The organism is Erythrobacter sp., assembly GCF_040217515.1.
In the GTDB taxonomy this organism is placed as follows: domain Bacteria; phylum Pseudomonadota; class Alphaproteobacteria; order Sphingomonadales; family Sphingomonadaceae; genus Erythrobacter.
On record NZ_JAVJPT010000008.1, the window covers coordinates 200071 to 217947 of the forward strand.

Consider the following 17877-nt stretch of genomic DNA (forward strand, 5'->3'; position numbering starts at 1 on the left):
CCTGTGTCGCCCGGCTGATGTCGGTCGGTCTTTCCTTCCAAGCTTCCCTGATCGGGCCCGAAACGATAAGGCACATATCGATGGGCCGGATCGAAACCTTCCCCGTGGCCGGTATCAGCCTTGCCGCCGTGACCTTCGTCGCGCTGCTGCTGCTCGGGATCGATGCGGTGGTCGCTCTGGCCGTGCTTGCGGTATGGGTCGGCTCGCTTCTCGTGGCCGCGATCCGTCCACCCGAACCGCCCACCGTTATCGTCGAGCGGCAATTCACCGTCGAATCGATGCGCGACCTGATCGAGAATTCCTCGATCCCGCTGCTTGTCACCGAACTGGGCGCGATCGCGCTTGCCAACCGCGCCGCCCGGAGGATGCTCGGCCAGCATGTCGTCGGGCAGGATGCGCGCGTCATCTTCCGGCAGCCCGAGGCGATCACCCTGCTCGGCGAAGGACGCGACGGCCAGGCGATCGTGCGCGGGCTCGTGCGCAGGCAGGATATCTGGCAGATCAATCGCCAGTCCGTAGACGAGAAACTCGCGGTAATCGAGTTGATCAACCAGACAGCCGAAGCCGACATCTCGCGCGCCCACACCGATTTCGTCGCCAATGCGAGTCACGAATTGCGCACCCCCATGGCGGCCATTCTCGGCTATGTCGAAACCCTGCGCGAAAGCGGCGAAAGCCTCGATTCGCCCACGGCTCAGAAATTCCTCGCCACGATCGAGCGCGAGGCGCTGCGGCTGCAGAGCCTTATAAGCGACCTCATGAGCCTGTCGCGGGTCGAGGCGGAAAAGCACGATCCGCCGCAGGATCGGATCGAGCTCGCCCCCCTTGTCGAACGCGCCGCGCGCGAGGGCGCGGGCCCGGCCCGGGCGGAACGGCTCGAAATCGAACTCGATGCCGACCCCGTTGTGCAGGGCGATCGCCAGCAGCTCGAGCAGGTAGTCCGCAACCTCGTCGACAATGCGCTCAAATACGGTTCCGGGGATATGCCCGTGCGCGTGATGCTCGATCTCTCGCGCGAGAAGCAGGCGAGGCTCGTCGTGATCGACCGCGGCGAAGGCATCGCCCCCGAACAGATCCCGCATCTCACCCGCCGATTCTATCGCACCGATCCCGGTCGCAGCCGGGCTTCGGGCGGGACCGGTCTCGGCCTTGCCATCGTCAAGCATATCGTCGAACGCCATCGCGGGCGGCTCGACATCGACAGCACGCTCGGCGAAGGAACGCGCGTCGCGGTGCGCCTGCCCCTTGCCGAAGCCGGAGCGCGCGCCCGGCAGGAGACACCGGACACCGAGACGCAGCCGCGCGAAGCGCAGGAAATGTCGTGAACCGCCTGTCTTATTTCTTCAACATGCGCCCGCCAAAGGACGAAGACTAGGACGGGGGCCCTCCACCGGTTCGATGCCCACATCGCACACACCCCGGCGCGGGGAAAACAGAGTCGTTCAATGTCGCCGATCACGCTTCTCCTGATTGCCATCGGGCTTGGCCTCGCCGGCTGGCTGGCTGGGCGCGCGCGGGCATGGACCTTCCAGAAGGCCGATCCAGAGAGTCGCCCGATTGCCCGGCCGGTCTATCATGCCTGGTATGTCGCGCTCTGGATCGTCCTGCCACTGCTCGCTTTCATCGCCCTGTGGTCGATCGTCGCCCCCCAGCTTGTCGCGCAGAGCGTTCTGGCAACGCCCGCGGCGGCGGCCTTGCCCGAATTCGGTTTCGAGCGCGAGGCATGGCTGTCCGAGGCGCGCGCGGTCGCGCAGGGCAATGCGCCGGGCGTCTTCAATGAGGGTGCAGAGGCGCTGATAGAGCCCTATCGCGAGGCGATTTCGCGCTACAACGTTATCGGCATCGCGATCGCGCTTGTCATTGCGTTCGGGGGCGGGGCCTTCGCCTACCTGCGCGTCAGGCCGGATTTCCGCGCCCGCACCAAAGTCGAACGCACCGTGCTCGCGATCCTGCTGCTCGCCTCGCTGGTCGCGATCCTGACGACGTTCGGCATTTTCGTGAGCCTCGTGTTCGAGACGGTGCGTTTTTTCGGCATGGTCTCGCCCATCGATTTCCTGTTCGGGACGTTCTGGAATCCCGACCCGATGAGCAATCCCGAAAATCCCGACGGGTCGCGCTATGGCGCGATCCCGCTGTTCTGGGGGACGATCTTCATCGGTGCGATCATTGCCATGGTGGTCGCCATCCCGCTCGGCTTGATGAGCGCGGTCTATCTCACCCAGTATGCCGACCGGCGGCTGCGTTCCTGGGTCAAGCCCATGCTCGAGATCCTCGCCGGCGTTCCCACCGTGGTCTACGGCTATTTCGCCGCGCTGACGGTCGCGCCCGCCTTCCGCGATGCCGCGGTCGCGCTCGGCATGACCAACGCCTCGACCGAAAGCGCGCTCGCCGCAGGGATCGTCATGGGGATCATGATCATTCCCTTCGTCTCCTCGATGGCGGACGATTCGATTGCCGCGGTGCCGGGCGCGATGCGCGACGGGAGCCTTGCGATGGGCGCGACCCAGTCGGAAACCATCAAGAAGGTGCTCTTTCCCGCCGCCCTGCCCGGCATCGTCGCCGGCGTGATGCTTGCGGTGAGCCGCGCGATCGGGGAAACGATGATCGTCGTCATGGCCGCCTCCACAGCGGCGAACCTGTCGGCCAACCCGTTCGACCGGATGACCACGGTCACGGTCCAGATCGTCAAGATGCTCACCGGAGAAGGCAGTTTCGACCACCCGGCGACGCTCAGCGCCTTTGCCCTGGGCTTCGTCCTGTTCCTCGTCACCCTCGCTCTCAACATCGTCGCCCTGCGCGTCGTCAAACGGTTCCGCGAAGCCTATGAGTAGCACGCCCTTGACCCCCGGAATGGCCGCAGAGCCCGCCCGCGAGCGCCCGACCCGCACGGCCGAATTTGAAAAGCGGCTGGCGAAGCGTTACCGCGCCGAGCGCAATTTCCGCGCGCTCGGCCTCGGGGCAATCGGCCTGTCGATCGCCGCGCTGATTTTCCTGCTGGCCAACATGCTGATCAACGGGATTCCCGGGCTCCAGCGGGCCGAACTCGCCGTCGAGATCGACTTCGCCGAAGCCGGCGTGACCGGCGACGAGGTTTCCCTCACGGCGCCTTCGGCAATGCAGGTGCTTGAATTGCAGGGCCTGCCCGAAGTCGTGGACCTCTATGCCGAACGCTCGCTGGGCGAAGAAGGCGCCGAGGAGATATACAAGGACGCCTGGCGCGACGTCGCCCGCGCGCTCGCGGAAGATCCCGCGCTGATCTATGGCAGCGCGACCCTGTGGTTGCCCGCGTCCTCCGACCTAGCCTCGGGCCTCAATGACGAAGGTTCAAGCGAGATGCAGGCCCTTGCCGACCGCCTCCAGGCCGAGGGCAAGCTGGCCAAGAACTGGGACATGGGCTTCTTTGCGCGTTCGGACGCGACGAGCCCGCAAATGGCCGGGATCTGGGGCGCTCTCAAGGGTTCGATCCTGACCATGCTGGTCACGTTCGCGCTGGCATTCCCGGTCGGGATCCTCGCCGCGCTCTATCTTGAGGAATATGCGCCCAAGAACCGCTGGACCGATCTCATAGAGGTATCGATCAACAATCTTGCCGCCGTCCCCTCGATCATTTTCGGCCTGCTCGGCCTTGCGGTATTCCTCACGCTGTTCCCGAACCTGCGGTCGACCCCGATCATCGGCGGCATGACGCTCGCGCTGATGACGATGCCGGTGATCGTCATTTCCGGGCGCAACGCGATCAAGGCGGTCCCGCCCTCGATCCGCGACGGGGCGCTCGCTGTCGGGGCATCGCCGGTGCAGGTGGTGTTTCACCATGTCCTGCCGCTCGCCCTGCCCGGCATGCTGACCGGCACGATCATCGGCATGGCCCGCGCGCTGGGCGAGACGGCCCCGCTCATCCTGATCGGCATGCGCGCCTTCGTCGCAACGCCCCCGGATGGCTTTACCGCGCCGGCTACTGTACTGCCCATGCAGATCTTCCTGTGGTCTGACGAAATCGACCGCGGTTTCGTCGAGCGGACCAGCGCGACGATCATCGTCCTCCTGCTGTTCCTCCTCCTGATGAACGGCATCGCCATTTACCTGCGCAACAAATTCGAGAAGACCTGGTGACTGTCATTCACGAAAACATGGAAGACACCGGCGCCAAGATGAAGGCGCGCGATGTCTCGGTCTTTTACGGGGACAACAAGGCGATCGATTCGGTTTCGATCGACATCTCCCCCGATTACGTGACCGCCTTCATCGGCCCGTCGGGTTGCGGCAAGTCGACCTTCCTGCGCTGTTTCAATCGCATGAACGACACGATCTCGACCGCCCGCGTCACGGGATCGATCGAGCTCGAGGGCGAGAACATCCTCGGCGACGCCATGGACGTGGTGCAATTGCGCGCTCGGGTCGGGATGGTCTTCCAGAAGCCCAATCCCTTCCCCAAATCGATCTACGACAACATCGCCTATGGCCCGAAGATTCACGGCCTTGCGGAGAAAAAGGCCGATCTCGACGTGATCGTCGAGAAATCGCTCACTCGCGCGGGGCTGTGGGACGAGGTCAAGGACCGGCTCGCCGATTCGGGCACCGCGCTGTCCGGCGGGCAGCAGCAGCGCCTGTGCATTGCGCGCGCCATTGCGGTCGATCCCGAAGTGATCCTGATGGACGAGCCCGCATCCGCACTCGACCCGATCGCCACGGCCAAGATCGAGGAACTGATCGACGAGCTTTCGGGGCGCTACGCCATCGTCATCGTGACCCATTCCATGCAGCAGGCGGCCCGCGTCAGCCAGCGTACGGCTTTCTTTCACCTCGGAAAGATGGTCGAATACGGGCCGACGTCGGACATCTTCACCAATCCGATCGAGGAACGGACGAAGGATTACATCACGGGACGCTACGGTTGATGGGTGAACATACGGTCAAGGCCTTTGACGAGGACATAACGCGCCTGCGGGGCCTGATCGCGGAAATGGGCGGCCTTTCCGAAGTCGCGATCGCCGACGCGCTCGATGCGATGGTCCGCGGCGATGTCGAACTGGGCGACAAGGTGGTGGCGCGCGACCGCAAGATCGACGCGCTTGAAACCGAAGTCGACAAGCTCTCGGTCCGGATCATCGCCCTGCGCGCCCCGATGGCAGACGATCTGCGCGAAGTGATCGCCGCGCTCAAGATCGCCGGGGTCATCGAACGCATCGGCGATTATTCCAAGAACATCGCCAAGCGTGTCGGCATGATCGAAGGGCGCGACCGTTTCGAACCGCTCACCCTGCTGCCCGCCATGGGCGAACTCACCAGCGAGATGGTCCACGACGTGCTTACCGCCTATGCGGCGCGCGACCCCGACCTCGCCCGCGAGGTCATCGCGACCGATGCCAAGGTCGACGCCTTTTACAACAGTATTTTTCGCAATCTCGTCAGCCATATGGTTGAAAACCCGGCGACCATTTCGAGCGCCGCCCAGTTGCTTTTTGTCGCGCGCAACCTCGAGAGGATCGGGGACCATGCAACCAATGTGGCCGAAATGGTCCACTTCGCCGCGACCGGGAATTACCCGCCCGAGGACGAACGCTGAGGCGGGACTGTCCTCTCGGCGCATGTGGAAAAGTAAGCGGACCCGATTTCATCAAAGTGCAGCAAAACTGAAACATGGGAACAGGCGTTCGCTCGCGGCGCTGCCGGGGCAGAATCGAGGATTAAAGCCATGTCCGCTGCGAAATTGCTGCTTGTCGAAGACGATCCCGCGCTTTCCGAACTGCTCGAATATCGTTTCCAGAACGAGGGCTACCAGGTCCGCTGCACCGGAGACGGTGACGAGGCGATGGTGCTCGCGAGCGAGGACGTGCCCGATCTCATCATTCTCGACTGGATGATCGACGGCACCAGCGGGATCGAGGTGTGCCGCCGCCTGCGCCGCGACAAGGAAACCGCGCATGTCCCGATCATCATGCTGACCGCGCGCGAGGCCGAGGACGACCGCGTGCGCGGGTTGGAGATCGGGGCGGACGATTACATGACCAAACCTTTTTCGCCGCGTGAATTGCTTGCCCGCGTGGCCGCCGTAATGCGCCGCATCCGCCCGGCCCTTGCCGGCGAGACGATCGAGGTCGGCGACATCAAGCTCGATCCGGTCGCCCACAAGGTCCAGCGCCGCGGTCGCTCGCTCCAGCTGGGTCCGACCGAATATCGCCTGCTCAAGTTCTTCATGGAAAGCCCGGGTCGGGTCTTCAGCCGGGGCCAGCTGCTCGACGGAGTGTGGGGCACCGGCTCGGACATCGAATTGCGTACGGTCGATGTCCATATCCGGCGCCTGCGCAAGGCGATCGGGATCGAAGGGGCGAAGGATCCCATCCGCACGGTGCGTTCGGCCGGTTACGCGCTGGAGACTGCCTGATCCGGTCCTAACGGCACGCGCCGCTCCAACTTGCGCCCTGGTCGAAGTGGAAGTGGTCGGCGTGGGCCGCGTTGTAATCGGGCGAGAGCACGGTCGCGAACGCATCGCACGCCCCGGCGCGCACTTGGCGCAGGAAGCGTGCCTTGTCGGTGTCACTCGCCCAATCGCCGAGCACGCTGATGCGGGTTCCGTCATCGAGAACGAAAGCGCCGATGTCGATCGCGTTTCCGGTTGCGTGTTCGCTCCAAGGGGCATCCGCGTCACCATACATGCGCCGACATGAAAAAGCGCCGAGATGCTCGATCCGCGCCACGCCGGTTCCGAAGATCTGCCGCGCTGCCGGTTCGACGCGTCTCTCACGCCACAATTCGAGTCCGACGGCGAGGGGACAGGTGACGGGCGGTGTTGCGGGGGCAAGGGGATAGGTTTCGAGCCGGGTCCGGTCGGGCCGCGCGCATTCGCCCTCGCCCGCCGGAGCGAGAGCTTGAAAGGCAACGGCGCTGCGCTCGAGCACTGCGCGGCATGCGTCGGCGTCTTGGCGCAGCGCGTTGAGCTTGCCGGCAGTCGCCATGCCGATGGGGTCGTCAAGGTCTAGCGGGACGCGGGGATTGTGCTCGGGATGGGCGCTCAGCCAACTCCATCCCGCGACGACCAGCGCGAACAACGCCAACAGGCCGAGCGCGCGGCGATCCCATCGAAAGCGCCCGATCCGGCGGCTGATCGCGACAGTTTGGCGGCGACGCCCCATGTTCAATGAAAGTCGCGCGACTTGGGAATGATCCGGGCATTGCGCGGATGGCCGCGCGTGTTCGGCAACTGGTCGATGAGGTCGCGCGGAGAGATCGCCTCCCGGCCCTGCCCATCGCCGCCCGCGCTGCCGGTGCGGCTCGCGGGATGCTTGTGCCCGGTCAGCGGCGTATTGACATGGTCGGCGCGCGCGACGGGCGCGTTCAGCATGTCGTCCGACAGGCGATAGAGCGTATCGGTCGCATCGGTCATGTGGTGGGCGATGACGTGAATCACTTCGTCGTCATATTCGACGCGGCCGCGCACTTCCATCAGCCGCGCACCCATCACGACGCGGCGCTGCCTTTCCTTGAGATCGGGCCACACGACGAGATTGATGACCCCCGTCTCGTCCTCCAGCGTGATGAAGCACACGCCCTTGGCGCTGCCCGGGCGCTGGCGGATGAGAACGACGCCGGCCACCTGCACCATGCTGCGAAATTTGCGGTCCCTCAGGTCGCAAGCGCGCACGAAACCGCGATCGGCGAGAGCGGGGCGCAGGAAGGCCATCGGATGCGCTTTCAGCGAGAGGCGGGTAGTCTGGTAATCGGCCACCACCTCCTCCGACAAAGGCATCTGCGGGAGCGCGATTTTCGCCCGTTCGACCCCTTCTTCGCGCTCTTCGGCGGCCCGGAACAGCGGCAGGTCGGGCGCGGCGACGAGGCTGCGCGCATCCCACAAGGCCTGCCGGCGCGACAGGCCAAACGAGGTGAAGGCATCCGCGCTCGCAAGCCGTTCGACATGGGCCGGGCCGATGCGGGCACGTTCGCGCAAGGCGGCGACATCCGCGTAGGCACCGTTCTCCTCACGCTCGGCGATCAGCTGTGCGGCGACGTGTTCGGGCAGGCCGTCGATCTGGCGCAGGCCGAGCCGCAGGGCGATGTGTCGGTCGAAGCGCCCCTCGCACACCTCCCTCGCCTCGCCGACCTCCTCCAAAGTGCAGTCCCACTCACTCAGGTTCACATCCGCCGGGAGCACTTCGACCCCATGCTCCCTCGCATCGCGCACGATCTGTGCGGGCGCGTAGAAGCCCATGGGTTGCGAATTAAGGAGGGCACAGGCGAAGGCGGCGGGGAAGTGGCACTTCAGCCAGCTCGAAACATAGACGAGATGCGCGAAACTCGCCGCATGACTTTCGGGAAAGCCGTATTCGCCGAAACCGCGGATCTGGTTGAAGCAGCGTTCGGCGAAGTCGCGCTCATAGCCGCGCGTCACCATACGCTCGACCATCATGTCCTGAAGCTCGTCCACCATGCCGCGTGAACGGAAGGTCGCCATCGCCTTGCGCAGCCGGTTCGCTTCGGCGCTTGAAAACCTGGCCGCATCCAATGCGATCTTCATCGCCTGTTCCTGGAAGATCGGAACGCCCAGCGTGCGTTCGAGAATGCTCGAAAGTTCGTCGGGCGGACCGTGTTGCGGCGAGGGCGCAGGGATCGTCACGGCTTCCGCCCCGCGTCGGCGCTTGAGGTAGGGATGCACCATGTCGCCCTGGATCGGGCCGGGCCGCACGATGGCGACCTGGATCACGAGGTCGTAGAATTCGCGCGGACGCAACCTCGGGAGCATGTTCATCTGCGCGCGGCTTTCGACCTGGAACACGCCCAGCGAATCGCCCTTGCGCAGCATCGCGTAAGTCTCGGGGTCCTCACGGGGAACGCTCGCCAGCGTCAGGCTGCGCTCGTGGTGATTCTCCAGCAGGTCGAGGCACTTCCTGATGCAGGTCAGCATGCCCAGCGCCAGTACGTCGACCTTGAGGATGCCGAGCGCCTCGATATCGTCCTTGTCCCATTCGATGAAGCTGCGATCGGGCATGGCGCCATTGCCGATCGGCACGGTTTCGGTCAGCGCGCCCTCGGTCAGGATGAAGCCGCCGACATGCTGCGAAAGGTGGCGCGGCATCCCGATCATCTGCTCGGTGAGCTTGAGCACGCGGCGAAGGTGCGGGTCGGTCACGTCGAGCCCGGTTTCGGCAGCGTGCTTTTCGGAAACCTCGCGGCCCCACCCGCCCCACACCGTCCGTGCGAGCGCACCGGTCACGTCCTCGGACAGCCCCATCGCCTTGCCCACCTCGCGGATCGCCATGCGCGGGCGGTAGTGGATGACGGTGGCGCACAGCCCCGCGCGGTGGCGGCCATAGCGGCGATAGATGTACTGGATCACCTCCTCGCGCCGCTCGTGCTCGAAATCGACGTCGATGTCGGGCGGCTCCTTGCGCTCTTCCGAGATGAAGCGGTCGAACAAAAGCTGGTGTTTCGCCGGATCGACGCTGGTGATGCCAAGGCAGTAGCACACCGCCGAATTGGCCGCGCTGCCCCGCCCCTGGCACAGGATCGGCGGGTCGACGCTGCGAGCGAAATCGACGATGTCCTTGATCGTGAGGAAATAGCGCGCAAGATCGAGCTTCGCGATCAGCGCCAGTTCGCGTTCGAGCGTGTCGGTGACGCTGTCGGGCACGCCCCCCGGATAATCTTTGGCGGGGTAGCGCCGCTCTGCCCCGGCCCAGGTCTCGATCTCGAGATATTCCTGCGGTTCCATCCCGTCGGGATAGATTTCTTCGGGGTATTCGTAACGCAGTTCCTCGAGGCTGAAGGTGCAGGCATCCGCCACTTCGCGCGCGGCGCGGATCGCATGCGGCCAGCGCTCGAACAGGCGACACATTTCCTGCGGGGATTTGAGGTAGCGCTCGGCATTGGCGTGGAGCAGGTGCCCGGCTTCGGCCACCGTAGTCTTGTTGCGCAGCGCCGTCATCACGTCCTGTAGCGGTCGGCGCTCGGCCGCGTGGTAATGCACGTCGTTCGTTGCCAGCAGGCCAAGCCCGTTCGCCCTGGCGAGCGCATCGAGCCGGTCGATCCGGGCGGTGTCGTCGCCGCGATATAGGAAGCTCGCCGCGATATGGCGCATGCCCGGCAGGCCGCGCACCAGGTGGGGCAGGAGATCGGGCAGCGTCCCGGTGACGGTTTCGGCGAATTCGCTCCCGTCGAGCGCGACGACATTGCTCGCCCAGGCGGGGATAGTGAAATGTTCGCCCAAGTCATGGGGCGGGATCAGGATGAGCTCGCTTCCTTCGGCATGTTCCGCGAGCATGGCGCAGTCGATCTCGCACACGCCCTTGTCCTGCCACTCGCCTTCGAGCGTGCTCATGCGGCCTGCGCTGATGAGGCGGCACAGTCGGCCATAGGCGGCGCGGTCCCGGGGGTAGGCAAGGAAGGCAAGGCCCTCCACCGTCTCGATCCGCGTGCCGATGACGGGGCGCAGCTTCAGCGTCCGCGCTTCGGTGTGGATGCGCACGACGCCTGCGAAACTGTTGGCATCGGCGATTCCGATCGCGTCGTAGCCTTGGGCGCGGGCGGTCAGCACGAGGTCGACCGCATCCGAAGCGCCGCGCAGGAAGCTGAAGCAGCTCACCAGTCCCAGTTCGACGAAGGGTGCGCGCGGCGGGGCCTCGATTCTGTCGGGATCGACCTCGAGCCGGCGTTTTTCGGGCGTGAGCGGAGCCTCGGGCATGGGCTCGCTAGGCCTCCAGTTCCGCGAGCCGCTCCCTGACCGCAGCGAGATCAGCCTCGAACAGCGCCGCCTGCTTGTCGCGCGCCTCGCCGTCCAGTCGCAGCAGGTAGGAGGGATGCGCCGTCACCCATAGCTCCGCTCCGCCTTCGAGCAACATCGGCTCTCCGCGCACCTTCGAGATGCTCACCGTACGCCCAAGCAACCCGCGTGCCGCGCTTGCGCCCAGCGCCAGGATCACGCGCGGCTTGACGAGGTCGCGTTCCGCCTCGAGCCACCAGCGGCAGGTGTCGATCTCCTTGGCCGCCGGGGACTGGTGGAGGCGGCGCTTGCCGCGAGGGGCGTATTTGAAATGCTTGACCGCGTTGGTGACGTAGGCCTCGCCCCGGTCGATCCCGGCGCGCTGCAGGTATTCGTCGAGCAATTGCCCCGCAGGCCCCACGAAAGGCCGGCCTGTCACGTCCTCCTGGTCGCCCGGCTGTTCGCCGACGATCATCAGCGGCGCGGTGCGTGGCCCCTCGCCCATGACGGCGCGGTTTTCGAGTTCGCCGATGGGGCAGGCGCGGCAGCGGGCGATTGCCTCTGCGACCTTGTCCAGCGTTTCGGGCTTATCGCCCATGTCCTTCGCGCCGGTGTCGACCATTTGCGCTTCCCTCGCCTGCGCGCCGGCGATGAGATCGGGGATCAGCGCCGCCTCGGGCAGGTTCTTCCAATACTTGCGCGGCATTTCGGAAAGCATCGCCCCGACTTTCAGCCGCGCGGGGTTGAATATGGAAGCGTAGTAGGAGCGCCACAGTTCCTCGACCGGATCGCCGCCGGGGGCATCGCCGCGCTGCGCGGGGCCACTTTCGCGCATGGTCTCGCCGTCCCAGTGGATGCAGCCCCTGGGCGTCAGGATCGACCAGTTCATGTTCGCAAAGCGGCGCATGAAGAAGCCCGCCTCGGCGCGCACGATGTGATGGTCGGGTTCGAACCAGGCGACGTAGTGTTCGCCGCCGTCTTCGGTGCGGACTTCGCGGAAGCGGACGAAGGCATGCATCTTGTGCGCATCGCGCCGCACCGCCTTGTCGAGCTCCTCGATCCGGCGCACGTCCGGGTCGGCCTTGTCCTCCATCGCGCGGGGACTGGACTGGAGCCGCCAGAGCATCCGGTAGAGCAGGCCGAAACGCGAAGGGTCGCAATGGAGCGCGACCTTGCGGGCGAGCTGAAGGAAACGCTTGCTGGCGCGAACCTCGCGCGGGTTTTCGGGCGGCACGGGAAGGCGGCGCTCCCCCCGCGAGGGGCCTTCCTGCGCGAACAGGTTGCCCGTTCCGCCGGGCTCGATCCAGCTCACCCGGTCGGGCGGCACGTCGCACTGGATCAGTCCCCGCGCCCGCTCGCGCCAGAAGGCGAAGTCGTCGGGCTCGGGGATATGGACGACGTAATGCGCGCCGAGGGAGGCGTTCTGCATACTGGAGCTTTGGGCTGTCATCAGAACAGCTCCAACTGCTCGGACTTGGGCGCGAGCAGGCTGCGCAGGTCGATCCGGTCAGTCAGCCGCGTCGGGCGCCAGTCGGCCGCGACGAGGAACGGCCGCACCTTGGCGATGGACTGGGTCAGCCGCGCAAGGTCATCGAGACGCAATGTGCGGTGCCGCCGCGCGGCGAGGATCTTCGCCACCGCCTTCGTCCCCAGCCCCGGCACGCGCAGCAATTCCTCTTTCGAGGCGCGGTTGACGTCGACCGGGAAGCGTTCGCGGAATTTCAAAGCCCAGGCGAGCTTGGGGTCGATGTCGAGCGGGAGGTTCCCGTCCGCTTCCGCCGCCTGCGCCACTTCGCCCGGCGCATAGCCATAGAAGCGCATCAGCCAGTCCGACTGGTAGAGCCGATGCTCACGGATAAGCGGCGGACGCTTCAGCGGCAGGACAGCGGAGGCATCGGGGATCGGCGAGAAGGCGCTGTAATAGACCCGGCGCAGGCCGAAATTGCCGTAAAGCGCGCTCGCCCGGCCCATGATGTCGACATCGCTCGCCCCGTCCGCGCCGACGATCATCTGGGTCGACTGGCCCGCCGGCGCAAAACGCGGCGCGTGGCGGAAGCGCTTACGCTCGTCCTTCGCCTGGAGGATGCGCGACTTGGTGCGGTCCATCGCGCCTTCGATCTGGCGCGCATTCTTGTCCGGCGCGAGCCGGGTCAAACCGCTGTCGGTCGGCAGCTCGACATTGATCGAGACGCGGTCGGCGTAAAGCCCCGCCTCGTGGATCAGCTCGGCATCGGCCTCAGGAATGGTCTTCAAATGGATGTAGCCGCGAAAATCGTGTGCCTCGCGCAGGATCCGAGCCGCCTCGATCAGCTGTTCCATCGTGTGGTTTGCGCTCTTCACGATGCCTGAGGAGAGGAACAGGCCCTCGATGTAATTGCGCTTGTAGAAGGACAGCGTGAGGTCGGCGACCTCCTGCGGGGTGAATCGCGCGCGGCGGACGTTCGAGCTCTTGCGATTGATGCAGTAATGACAGTCGAAGATGCAGTGATTGGTCAGCAGGATCTTCAGGAGCGAGATGCAGCGGCCGTCGGGCGCATAAGCGTGGCAGATGCCCATCCCCTCGGTCGAGCCGATCCCCTTGCCTCCGCGCGAATTCTTCTTCGCCGTGCCGGAAGAAGCGCAGGACGCATCGTATTTCGCCGCATCGGCGAGGATTTCGAGTTTCTGTCGGAGGGAGAGCTGCTGCTGGGCCATGGACACCTACATGTTCCATATATGTTCCCATGCACCGCTGCTCCAGTGCTTTCTTTGCAAGTGGTCGGCGACTCTCCGGCGATCAGACGCGGCGCAATGCCTCATGCTCTTCGGGTGCAGCCGAAGCACCGTGGGAATGGCACAGATAATCGAGCACCGCGCTGTGCATCTCGCCCTCGAAAGCGACACCGGCAATGCGCCCCTCGACCCAGGCGATCGTGCCAAGCGGGGCGTTCACCCCGCCGACTTTCATCACCACACGGTCGCCGATGCTGGCAAAGCCCTGCGTCCCGCGGATCTTGCAACCGCCTTCGGAAATGTCGATCAGGTCGACATAGACCGGGCGCGAGCGCACGCGTCCGCGCACCTGCAGGCTTAGCGGTCGACGCTCCGAGGTCCGGGGGATCGAATGCATGTTCATGACCGGCTTGGGTTAATCCATAAACCCTAAGGAAAACCTGACAGGGGTCCCGGGAAGCCATGCGATAGGGGCGTGAATCAGGCAAACAGGCCGTGCAGGAACCAGTCGGGCGCGCGCCCCTTGCGGTCGTCGCCGCGCCCGTCTCCGGCAAGGCCGTGCCGGTAGATCCAGTAACGCCGCCCGGCCGCATCCTCGATCCGGTAATAGTCCCGCAGCCGCGCGCTCGAACGTTCGCGCCACCATTCGGGCGCGATCCGCTCCGGCCCCTCGACCCGCGCGACCTCGCGCACCTCGCCCCGCCAGCGGAAACGCTGGGGAAAGCCGTCGGGCGAGGCGTAGAGCACCGCGATGCGTTCGGGCCGGTCGAGAAGCTTCAGGGGCCTCTGGTGAAATTCGAGCATTCCCTGCGCGGGCGGCGCGGGTTGGAGCGGGCCCTGCCAGCGGACCGCGCGTTCGGGCAGGTGGCTTGCGCGCGGGACCGGGCGGCGCACGGCCTCCACCCCGAGCCGGACGGTGAGCCGGTCGATGCAGGCGGCGAGCGAGGTGCCGCGGTTCTCGGCGGATTGCTCGATCTCCCCCTGTTCGAGCGCGAGCGGTTCTGCCCAGCTGGCGCGAAGGCGCACCGTCTCGATCCCGAAGCCCGCATCGACATCGTCGAGCTTGCGAGCGAACAGGCGGATGACATGGTCGGGGTCACGCGTCGCGGCGGCGAGTTCGAGGCGGCGCACGATCACCTCGCCATCAACCCGCCACAGCCCGATTTCGAGCCGCCGCGCGCCCTCGCCCCGCCCTTCGAGTTCGCGCGCCATGTCCCCGGCAAGGTCGGCCAGCACCCGGTCGAGCAGGTCGCGGTGGCGGATCGGCTCGACGAGGCGGCGCTGGACCAGCGGCGTGGATTGCGGAACCACCGGCAGGAGCGGCTCGGGCACGCGGCCCAACAGCTGGTCGAGCCGGATGAGCGGATTGGCGGCGGGCGACTTGCGATTGCGGAAGCGGCGCTGGATGGCATCGCGCGAGGCGGCCTCGCCCTCCTCGTCCAAACCGCCTGCGCCGTGGCCCGCGACTCCGGCCAGCTCGCCGAGGCGCTTGAGGCCGAGGCGGCGCAGCACGGTGAGCACATCCTCGTCGAGCCGCAGCGCCGCGACCGGCAGGTCGGCAAGGGGGGCGAGGAGATCGCCCTCAGGCCCCACGATGGCGCGCGACGGGCCGTAATGTGCGAGCGCCCAGGCCGCCCCCGCAGTCGGCGCGATCGCGCAGCGCACTGCGAGCCCGCGCTTCGTGCAGGCCGCCTCGACATCGGCCGTAAGGCGCGCCTCCCCGCCGAACAGGTGCGCGGCCCCGGTCACGTCGACCAGCACGCCATCGGGCGCATCGAGCGCGCTCCAAGGGCCCCAGCGCTGCGCCCAGACGGCGAGCTTTTCGAGGAAGGCGAGATCGCCCGCAGGGTCCGCCGGGGCGGTGCGCACCTGTGGGCAGACGGTCCGCGCATCGGCGAGCATCGTGCCCACCATCACCCCGGCGGCGCGGCCCGCATCGTTGACCGCGGCGATGCGCGGGCCATGCGCGGTTTCCGCGATCAGTGCAGTGGGCTCGGCATCCGCGCCCTTACCCGGCGCGCAGGCCTGTTCAGGCCCGAGCCCGAGCCGCCAGCGATCGACCGAAAGTCGTGCGCACCACAGGGCGAGAATCCGGCGGGGGGGAGAGTTGCGGGGCGTTGTGGTTGGCGGCGGTTTCGGGGCGCGCCGACCGATCGGTGTGGAGGCGTCCGTCGTCATCGCGAAGGGTCCATTGTCCGGGAATGTGGGAGCGTGCGCGGAACAGTTCGGCGGCCCACGCGGAAGACCCGGGCGCATCGGCGTTCCAGCGCGGGCGGGCGGAGGGAGCAGCCGCGACCCGCCAGCGCATTCGGGCCGAGGACAGATCCGCCTCCGCCCCGAGCCGGACGAGCCACAGCGCGATGCCATGCTTTTCCGCCGTCAGGCTGAGCCGGCGCGAAGCGGTGAAATCGAGCGCGCGCGGATTGCCCGCGATTTCCCCGATCACACAGGCGAGATCGCGGCACTTTAGCCCTTCCTCCAGCGCGAACAGGGCATCTTCGGGCGTGCGCGCGGCGACGTGGATCAACCGATTACGAAGGTCGCGCGGCAGGCCGTGAAGATAGGGCCGCCCGCCCCGCTCGACCGCGCGGGCATCCTGCACCCACAGGACATGGCGCCGGTCATGCGGTTCGGCGAGAGGATCGGGCGACGCGGTCACCACGGCCAACGCATCGCGGGCGAGCGCGAGGGCCAGCCCCGCCCCGCTCGCATCGCCGATGCTGGCGAAAATCTCGCTATGCAGCGGTTGATCGACAAGCCCCGGCCGCCAGCGTCCTTCGCGCGGCGAGGACAGGCTGGCGAGGTCACCCGCCGCCGTCAGTCGCGCAGCCGCTCCGCCTCCCTTCGGACGGGAGGGAACGGGAAAGGCCTGGAGCGCGCTTGCGCCGTGAGAGAGTGCGGGTTTCGTCATGGGAACTGCTTTTGGGAGGGACTCGCGAAGACGCCTCTTCGTTCCCATTATGTTCCGCGTGGAACGCAATTGCAATCCCGCTTGTCGCGCGCCGGGAAATCAGCTGCCCAGCACCTGTGGAAAGAGACCGGTCACCAGGATCACCCCCACCGCCAACGGGCACAGCCAGGCGATCAGCGCCCGCCAGACCGACAGCCAGAAACCCGAAAGGCCGGTCATTTCCTCGACCAGCCGCTTGTCCGCGCGCCAGCCCACGAAAACTGCCGTGAAGAAAGCGACCAACGGAAGCATGACCTTGCCCGTGAACCCGTCGACCGTGTCGAGAATGTCCGTATCCGCGAAAAGCGGCCAAAAGCCGAGCGGGCGCACGTCCGACCAGACATTGTAGCCGAGCAGGCACGCCACCCCGATCAGGAACGCCCCTCCCCCGAAGACGAGCGAGGAGATACGCCGGCTCCAGCCCATCTCGCCGATCCCCCATGCAACCGGGACTTCGAGCAGCGAGATCGAGCTCGTGATTGCCGCGACGAGGATAAGGACGAAGAAAAGGAGGCCGATCAGCGCGCCCGCAGGCATGGTCTGGAAGGCGAAGGGCAGGGTCTGGAACACCAGCGTCGGCCCCGCCGCCGGGTCGAGGCCCACGGCCAGCACGATGGGAAAGATCATCAGCCCCGCGATCAGCGCAACGCAGGTATCGGCGATGGCGATGGTGACCGCGGTGGGACCGAGCGGGGCGGGCCCCTTGATGTAAGAGCCATAGGTAATCAGCCCGGCCACCCCCAGCGAGAGCGAAAACAACGCCTGTCCCAGCGCCTCGTTCATCGCCTGCGGGGTCAGCTTCGCGAAATCGGGCGTGAACAGGAAAGCAATCGCCCCGCTCATTTCGCCGACGAAAGCGCCGTAGACGGTGATCCCGACAAGCAGGACGAAGAACATCGGCATCAGGATGGTTGCCGCCGCCTCGATTCCCGAACCGATCCCGCGCGCGACGATGAACAGCGTCACGCCCATGAAGACGAGATGCATTGCCAGGAGCAGCATCGGATCGGCGAACAGGCTGCCCATCCGGCCCTGGATCATCTCCCGGCTTTCCCCTGCAAGCGCCCCGCGAAACGGATCGCCCGAAAGAACCGCACCGAGGAAATCCCCGCCCATCACGCCGACATAATAGAGCACCCAGCCAGCGACGACCGAATAAAACGAGAGGATCAGGAAAGCCGCGAGGACACCGATCACGCCGAAACCCGACCAGCTGCCAGATTTGCCCGAACGCTGCGCCACCTTGCGGATCGATCCCACGGCATCGTCCTGCCCCGTGCGTCCGATGAAAATCTCCGCCATCACCAGCGGCAGGCCGAGCAGGACCACGCAGCCGACATAGAACAGCACGAAGGCCCCACCCCCGTTTTCCCCTGCGAGCGTGGGGAAGCGCCACACATTGCCGAGCCCGACCGCAGCGCCGATCGCTGCGAGGATGAAGGCACTGCGCGAAGACCAGCCCTCGCGCTCGGTCGAACCGGTGGATGCTACCATGGCGTGAAGAAAACCCTCTGATCGCGCGGCC

The 17877-nt window shown here is 66.2% G+C and carries 14 protein-coding genes; 6 read left to right on the top strand and 8 right to left on the bottom strand.

Annotated features, from left to right (window positions below):
- Positions 1-80: 80 nt before the first annotated feature.
- From RIB52_RS11105 to phoB, 6 genes are all read left to right on the top strand, one after another.
- The gene (locus tag RIB52_RS11105) at positions 81-1325 is read left to right on the top strand and encodes an ATP-binding protein (protein WP_350175501.1); all 1245 of its coding nucleotides are present in this window, start codon (positions 81-83) and stop codon (positions 1323-1325) included.
- A gap of 120 nt (positions 1326-1445) precedes the next feature.
- Entirely contained in the window at positions 1446-2831 is a 1386-nt protein-coding gene (gene pstC, locus RIB52_RS11110) for a phosphate ABC transporter permease subunit PstC (RefSeq protein ID WP_350175502.1), read from the top strand.
- Between the two features lie 19 nt (positions 2832-2850).
- Positions 2851-4110, top strand: a complete 1260-nt coding sequence (pstA, locus tag RIB52_RS11115) for a phosphate ABC transporter permease PstA (protein WP_350175503.1) — start codon at positions 2851-2853, stop codon at positions 4108-4110.
- 17 nt (positions 4111-4127) lie between these two features.
- The gene (gene pstB, locus RIB52_RS11120; RefSeq protein WP_350175711.1) at positions 4128-4895 is read left to right on the top strand and encodes a phosphate ABC transporter ATP-binding protein PstB; all 768 of its coding nucleotides are present in this window, start codon (positions 4128-4130) and stop codon (positions 4893-4895) included.
- Entirely contained in the window at positions 4895-5563 is a 669-nt protein-coding gene (phoU, locus tag RIB52_RS11125) for a phosphate signaling complex protein PhoU (RefSeq protein WP_350175504.1), read from the top strand. Before pstB ends, phoU begins: the two co-directional genes overlap by 1 nt.
- Positions 5564-5692: 129 nt before the next feature.
- Positions 5693-6382, top strand: a complete 690-nt coding sequence (gene phoB / locus RIB52_RS11130; RefSeq protein WP_350175505.1) for a phosphate regulon transcriptional regulator PhoB — start codon at positions 5693-5695, stop codon at positions 6380-6382.
- A gap of 7 nt (positions 6383-6389) precedes the next feature.
- Here phoB and RIB52_RS11135 read toward each other — a convergent pair whose 3' ends face one another.
- The 8 genes from RIB52_RS11135 to RIB52_RS11170 form a co-directional block, all read right to left on the bottom strand.
- Positions 6390-7130 carry an extensin-like domain-containing protein gene (locus tag RIB52_RS11135; protein WP_350175506.1) on the bottom strand — a complete coding sequence of 247 codons (741 nt, stop codon included), beginning with the start codon at positions 7128-7130 and terminating at the stop codon, positions 6390-6392.
- A gap of 2 nt (positions 7131-7132) precedes the next feature.
- Positions 7133-10672, bottom strand: a complete 3540-nt coding sequence (locus RIB52_RS11140) for an error-prone DNA polymerase (RefSeq protein ID WP_350175507.1) — start codon at positions 10670-10672, stop codon at positions 7133-7135.
- Positions 10673-10679: 7 nt separating this feature from the next.
- Positions 10680-12140, bottom strand: coding sequence for a UdgX family uracil-DNA binding protein (locus tag RIB52_RS11145; RefSeq protein WP_350175508.1), 1461 nt, complete (start codon positions 12138-12140; stop codon positions 10680-10682).
- Positions 12140-13384: a putative DNA modification/repair radical SAM protein gene (locus tag RIB52_RS11150; RefSeq protein WP_350175509.1), complete on the bottom strand. Its 1245-nt coding sequence runs from the start codon at positions 13382-13384 to the stop codon at positions 12140-12142. The genes RIB52_RS11145 and RIB52_RS11150 overlap by 1 nt, the downstream gene beginning before the upstream one ends.
- Positions 13385-13466: 82 nt before the next feature.
- Entirely contained in the window at positions 13467-13805 is a 339-nt protein-coding gene (locus RIB52_RS11155) for a PilZ domain-containing protein (RefSeq protein WP_350175510.1), read from the bottom strand.
- Between the two features lie 77 nt (positions 13806-13882).
- Positions 13883-15493, bottom strand: a complete 1611-nt coding sequence (locus RIB52_RS11160) for a DUF6504 family protein (protein ID WP_350175713.1) — start codon at positions 15491-15493, stop codon at positions 13883-13885.
- Positions 15432-16313, bottom strand: a complete 882-nt coding sequence (locus RIB52_RS11165; RefSeq protein WP_350175511.1) for a recA-like protein — start codon at positions 16311-16313, stop codon at positions 15432-15434. The genes RIB52_RS11160 and RIB52_RS11165 overlap by 62 nt, the downstream gene beginning before the upstream one ends.
- Positions 16314-16412: 99 nt before the next feature.
- Positions 16413-17846 (bottom strand): sodium-dependent transporter, encoded by a 1434-nt coding sequence (locus RIB52_RS11170; RefSeq protein ID WP_350175512.1) that lies wholly within the window; start codon positions 17844-17846, stop codon positions 16413-16415.
- Positions 17847-17877: the final 31 nt, after the last annotated feature.